Raw genomic sequence first — 5,622 nt, 5'->3', positions numbered from 1 at the left:
TCAACTGCAACCCCGAGACCGTCTCGACGGACTACGACACGAGCAGCCGGCTCTACTTCGAGCCCCTGACCCTCGAGGACGTGCTCGAGGTCTACCACGCCGAGCGCGCCGCGGGACCGATCGCGGGCGTCATCGTCCAGCTCGGCGGCCAGACGCCGCTCGGGCTGGCCCAGGCGCTCAAGGACGAGGGGCTGCCGGTCGTCGGCACGTCGCCCGAGGCGATCCACCTCGCCGAGGACCGGGGCGCCTTCGGTCGCGTCATGCACGAGGCCCAGCTGCCCGCACCCAAGTTCGGCACGGCCTACTCCGCCGCCGAGGCCCTCGAGGTCGCCCGGGAGATCGGCTACCCGGTGCTCGTGCGGCCCTCCTACGTCCTCGGCGGGCGCGGCATGCAGATCGTGTATGACGACCAGACCCTCACCGACTACGTCACGCGCGCGGCGCTGGCCAGCCCCGAGCACCCGATCCTCGTGGACCGCTTCCTCGACGACGCGATCGAGATCGACGTCGACGTGCTCTACGACGGCGAGGAGATGTACGTCGGGGCGATCATGGAGCACATCGAGGAGGCCGGCATCCACTCCGGCGACTCCTCGTGCGTGCTGCCCCCCGTCACGCTGGGTCGCGCCGAGATCGACCGCGTCCGCGAGTCCACCCGCCGCCTCGCGCAGGGCATCGGTGTCCGCGGCCTGATGAACGTCCAGTTCGCCCTCGCCCAGGACATCCTCTACGTCCTCGAGGCCAACCCCCGCGCCTCGCGCACGGTGCCGTTCGTGGCCAAGGCCACGGGCGTGCAGGTCGCCAAGGCCGCCGCGCGGATCATGATGGGCGCCACCATCGCCTCGCTGCGGACCGAGGGCCTGCTTCCGGTCCAGGGGGACGGCGCCTCGCTGCCCATCGAGGCGGGCACGGCGGTCAAGGAGGCGGTCCTGCCGTTCAAGCGGTTCGTCACCCAGGACGGCGAGTTCGTCGACACGATCCTCGGGCCCGAGATGCGCTCCACCGGCGAGGTGATGGGACTGGCCGACGACTTCGGCACGGCCTTCGCCAAGAGCCAGCTCGCGGCGTTCGGCGGCCTGCCCACGCAGGGCACGGTCTTCATCTCGGTCGCCAACCGGCACAAGCGCGCCATGATCTTCCCCTGCAAGCGGCTGGCGGACCTCGGCTTCCGGATCCTCGCGACCGAGGGCACGGCCGACGTCCTGCGCCGCAACGGCGTGCGGGTCGAGGCGGTGCGCAAGCACAGCGAGGGCCGCGGGCCGGACGGGGAGCCCACGATCGTGGACCTCATCCTGGCCGGCGAGGTCGACATGGTCGTCAACACGCCCACCAGCCAGGAGGCGCGGGCCGACGGCTACACGATCCGGACTGCGACCACGTCGATGGACAAGCCGATCATCACCACGGTGCAGCAGCTGGCCGCGGCGGTGCAGGGCATCGAGGCGCTCGGGGACCACGTCGTGCGGGTGATGTCGCTGCAGGAGCACGCCGAGCGTCTCGCCCGGCACGGTGCGCACGCGGCGGAGTGAGACGGCATCCGGCCCGGACGGACCGGGTGAGCACCGACCGACCCGAGGAGACCCCGTGAGCCAGACCCCCTTCGGCGTGCGGCTGCGGGCGGCCATGGACGCCCACGGACCGCTGTGCGTCGGCATCGACCCGCACCAGCAGCTCGTGGAGTCCTGGGGGCTGCCCTACTCCCTCCAGGGCGTGGAACGCTTCGCCCTGACCTGCGTGGAGGCCTTCGGGGGAGAGGTGGCCTGCGTCAAGCCGCAGTCCGCGTTCTTCGAGGTCTTCGGATCCCGCGGGGTCGCCCTCCTCGAGCGCGTCCAGGCGGGGCTGCGCGAGGCCGGCACGCTCACGATCCTCGACGTCAAGCGCGGCGACATCGGCTCCACGATGACGGCCTACGCCGAGGCCTTCCTCGGCCAGGACAACCCCGACGCGGTCGACGCCATCACCGTGAGCCCCTACCTCGGCTACGGCTCGCTGCGACCGGCTCTCGACCTGGCGGCGACGACGGGGCGCGGCATCTTCGTGCTGGCCCTCACCTCCAACCCCGAGGGTGCCTCGGTGCAGCACGCGCGGGGCGCCGGCGGGCGATCGGTCGCGGGTGAGGTCGTGGCCGGCGCGGCCGTGGACAACGCCGCTGCTCGACGGGCCGGCGACCTCGGGAGCGTCGGCCTCGTCGTGGGCGCGACGATCGGTGACGCGGTCCGGGACCTCGACCTCGACCTGCGCTCGATGGGCGGACCGCTGCTCGCACCGGGGGTGGGAGCCCAGGGCGGCACGGCCGAGAGCCTGCGCCAGGTCTTCGGGGCCGCGCTGCCCCAGGTGCTGCCGTCCAGCTCACGCGAGGTCCTGTCGGCCGGCCCGGGCGTGCGGTCCCTGCGAGATGCCGTCCACCGGACGGGTCAGCAGATGCGCGCGCTGGTGACCCCGTCTGACTGAACGACGCGAAAGTGCGCGTCAAATGTGCGGATTCGTTCCCAGCGATCTCCGGCGGGGGGCTAGGCTCGTCACACGCCGCTCGGGCCCCCGCCCCGCGTTGCGGCTGCGCTGGCCCCGCCAGTACGTTGTCCACAAGCATCACCGACCGGCGCTGGCCAGCCCGGTCCAGACCCACCGAGGAGACTCCTGTGGCCTTGCCGACCCTGACCCCCGAGCAGCGAGCCGAGGCACTGGAGAAGGCCGCCGTCGCTCGACGCGAGCGCGCTGCGGTCAAGAACCAGCTCAAGTACGGCCAGGGCTCGCTGCGCTCGGTCCTCGCCGAGGGCAAGTCCAACGACGTCATCGGCAAGATGAAGGTCTACGTGCTGCTCGAGTCGCTCCCCGGCGTGGGTCAGGTGCGAGCCCGCCAGATCATGGAGGAGGTCGGGATCTCCCGCACCCGTCGCGTGCGTGGTCTCGGCGCCAACCAGATCGCGGCGCTGCTCGCCCGCTTCGAGAACTGAGCGCGATGACCGAGGCCGCTGCGCCCCGCCCCCGTCTGGTGGTCCTCGCCGGACCCACGGCGGTCGGCAAGGGCACGGTGGCGGCCTACGTCCGCGACCACCACCCCGAGGTCTGGCTGTCCGTCTCCGCCACCACGCGTGCGCCGAGGCCCGGCGAGCGGGACGGGGTGCACTACCACTTCCTGGACCGTGCCGAGTTCGAGCGCCGCCGCGACGCGGGGGAGTTCCTGGAGTGGGCGACCGTCCACGGCACCAACCTCTACGGCACGCCGCGCTGGCCCGTCGACGAGGTGCTGGCGGAGGGGCGTCCCGCGCTCCTCGAGATCGACCTCCAAGGCGCGCGCCAGGTGCGGGAGTCCATGCCCGAGGCGCTCTTCGTCTTCCTGGCCCCGCCGAGCTGGGACGAGCTGGTGCGCCGGCTGGTCGGCCGGGGCACCGAGGACGAGGCCGAGCGGGCCCGCCGCCTGACCACCGCGCGGGCCGAGATCGCCGCCCAGGCGGAGTTCGACGTCACCGTCGTCAACGACGATGTTCGCCGAGCGGCCGAGGAACTCGTATCATTGATGAGATCCACCCATCGACTGAAGCGAGACTGACTGTGCCTGGCACCGTTGCTGCCCCCATCGGGATCACCAACCCGCCGATCGACGACCTGCTCCAGGTTGCGGACTCCAAGTACGCCCTGGTCATCTACTCGGCCAAGCGCGCCCGGCAGATCAACGCCTACTACTCGCAGCTCTCCGAGGGCCTGCTGGAGTACGTCGGGCCGCTCGTCGAGACGCAGGTCCACGAGAAGCCCCTGTCGATCGCGCTGCGCGAGATCAACGACGGTCTGCTGACCTCCGAGCCCACCGAGGGCTGACCCACGCCATGGCTGTCCACGAGGACAGCAGCAGCGCCCGCCCCCGTCGCGTCGTCCTCGGCGTCGGCGGGGGCATCGCTGCCTACAAGGCCGCCTCGCTGCTGCGCCGCTTCACCGAGGCCGGTGACGACGTCACCGTCGTGCCGACCGGGGCGGCGCTGCGGTTCGTGGGGGAGCCGACCTGGTCGGCGCTGTCCGGCAAGCCCGTCACCCCCGAGGTCTTCGACGACGTCGAGCAGGTGCGGCACGTCCTGCTCGGCCAGCAGGCCGACCTCGTGGTCGTGGCCCCCTGCACCGCCAACCTGCTGGCCAAGGCCGCCCACGGCCTCGCCGACGACCTGCTGACCAATGTCCTGCTCACCGCCCGGTGCCCCGTGGTGCTCGCCCCCGCGATGCACACCGAGATGTGGCAGCACCCGGCGACCGTCGCCAACGTCGCGACGCTGCGGGCGCGTGGCGTCCACGTGATCGACCCCGCGTCCGGCCGCCTCACCGGCCGGGACACCGGCCCCGGGCGGCTGCCCGAGCCCGAGGCCATCCACGAGGCCTGCGAGCGGGTGCTGGAGGGGTCACCGGTCGAGGTAGCGGGCCCGGCTGATGACACAGACGCACCGGGCATCACAGACGCAGCAGGCGCCGCCGCTCACGAGGACCTGCAGGACCTGCAGGGCCTGCGGGTCGTGGTCACCGCCGGCGGCACGCGCGAGGCGCTGGACCCCGTCCGATTCCTCGGCAACCGGTCGAGCGGCAAGCAGGGCATCGCGATCGCCGAGGCGGCGGCCGCGCGCGGTGCCGAGGTCGTCCTGGTGGCGGGCGCGATCGACATACCGCCCCCGGATCACCCGCGGATCCAGACCCGCAGGATCGAGTCAGCCCTGGAGCTGCAGGACGAGATGGCGGGCCTGCTCGACGACGCCGACGTCGTCGTCATGGCCGCGGCGGTCGCCGACTTCCGCCCTCGGGAGGTCGCGACCTCCAAGATCAAGAAGACCCACCAGGAGGATCCCGCCCACGCCCCGGACGAGTCCGCCCCCGTGATCGAGCTGGTCCGCAACCCCGACATCCTGGCCGGGCTGGTCCGCGACCGGGCCCGCAGCGGGGTCGACCGGCCCTACATCGTCGGCTTCGCCGCCGAGACCGGCGACGCGGAGCACACCGTGCTCGAGCTCGGGCAGGACAAGCTGCGGCGCAAGGGTTGCGACCTGCTGGTGGTCAACCAGGTGGGGGTCGGCGTGACCTTCGGCCAGGACGACAACACCGTGACGATCCTGCGGCGCGACGGTGGAGAGCCCGTCACGACCGGGCCGACGACCAAGGCGCGCGTCTCACACACGCTCCTCGACGTCATCGCCGCCGACCTGCGGCGCTAGACTCCCGGCAACCTGCCGTCCATGCGCTGAGGAGCAACACGTGTCGCGTCTGTTCACGTCCGAGTCCGTGACCGAGGGCCACCCCGACAAGATCTGCGACCAGATCTCCGACTCGATCCTCGACGAGATGCTCCGCCAGGATCCTCGCTCCCGGGTCGCGGTCGAGACCATGGTCACCACCGGACTCGTCCACGTCGCCGGCGAGGTGACGACCGAGGGGTATGTCGACATCCCCCGCATCGTGCGCGACACCGTCCTGCGGATCGGCTACGACAGCTCCACCAAGGGCTTCGACGGGCAGTCCTGCGGCGTCGAGATCTCCATCGGGCAGCAGAGCCCCGACATCGCCCAGGGCGTCGACACGGCCGAGGAGGCCCGCGTCGGCGGCGCCACCGACCCGCTCGACCTGCAGGGCGCCGGCGACCAGGGCCTGATG

General features: G+C 72.1%; 7 protein-coding genes. All 7 read left to right on the top strand.

Features of this window, described 5'->3' with window-relative positions; translation table 11 throughout:
* The coding region (gene carB / locus B2P18_RS14385) for a carbamoyl-phosphate synthase large subunit (RefSeq protein ID WP_286961346.1) at window positions 1-1,529 on the top strand (1,529 nt) is incomplete at its 5' end.
* 55 nt (window positions 1,530-1,584) lie between these two features.
* Window positions 1,585-2,451 carry an orotidine-5'-phosphate decarboxylase gene (gene pyrF / locus B2P18_RS14380; protein WP_286961345.1) on the top strand — a complete coding sequence of 289 codons (867 nt, stop codon included), beginning with the start codon at window positions 1,585-1,587 and terminating at the stop codon, window positions 2,449-2,451.
* Window positions 2,452-2,639: 188 nt separating this feature from the next.
* On the top strand, window positions 2,640-2,954 hold the full coding sequence (mihF, locus tag B2P18_RS14375; protein WP_019286116.1) for an integration host factor, actinobacterial type: 315 nt from the start codon (window positions 2,640-2,642) through the stop codon (window positions 2,952-2,954).
* A 5-nt stretch (window positions 2,955-2,959) separates the two neighbouring features.
* Window positions 2,960-3,550 (top strand): guanylate kinase, encoded by a 591-nt coding sequence (gene gmk, locus B2P18_RS14370; protein WP_029210446.1) that lies wholly within the window; start codon window positions 2,960-2,962, stop codon window positions 3,548-3,550.
* 2 nt (window positions 3,551-3,552) lie between these two features.
* Window positions 3,553-3,816, top strand: coding sequence for a DNA-directed RNA polymerase subunit omega (rpoZ, locus tag B2P18_RS14365; RefSeq protein ID WP_019286114.1), 264 nt, complete (start codon window positions 3,553-3,555; stop codon window positions 3,814-3,816).
* An 8-nt stretch (window positions 3,817-3,824) separates the two neighbouring features.
* Window positions 3,825-5,186, top strand: a complete 1,362-nt coding sequence (locus tag B2P18_RS14360; RefSeq protein WP_286961343.1) for a bifunctional phosphopantothenoylcysteine decarboxylase/phosphopantothenate synthase — start codon at window positions 3,825-3,827, stop codon at window positions 5,184-5,186.
* A gap of 40 nt (window positions 5,187-5,226) precedes the next feature.
* Window positions 5,227-5,622: S-adenosylmethionine synthetase N-terminal domain-containing protein (locus B2P18_RS14355; protein ID WP_286961342.1), on the top strand; the 396-nt coding region annotated here is incomplete at its 3' end.

The sequence above is a fragment of the Arsenicicoccus sp. UBA2120 genome (assembly GCF_002330965.1).
In the GTDB taxonomy this organism is placed as follows: domain Bacteria; phylum Actinomycetota; class Actinomycetes; order Actinomycetales; family Dermatophilaceae; genus Arsenicicoccus; species Arsenicicoccus bolidensis.
This window is presented reverse-complemented; position numbering and strand designations above follow the sequence as displayed.

Excerpts from the sequence above, each read along its gene's own strand:
- gmk (WP_029210446.1), top strand. The coding sequence starts at position 2,960 with ATGACCGAGGCCGCTGCGCCCCGCCCCCGTCTGGTGGTCCTCGCCGGA.
- B2P18_RS14360 (WP_286961343.1), top strand. The coding sequence starts at position 3,825 with ATGGCTGTCCACGAGGACAGCAGCAGCGCCCGCCCCCGTCGCGTCGTC.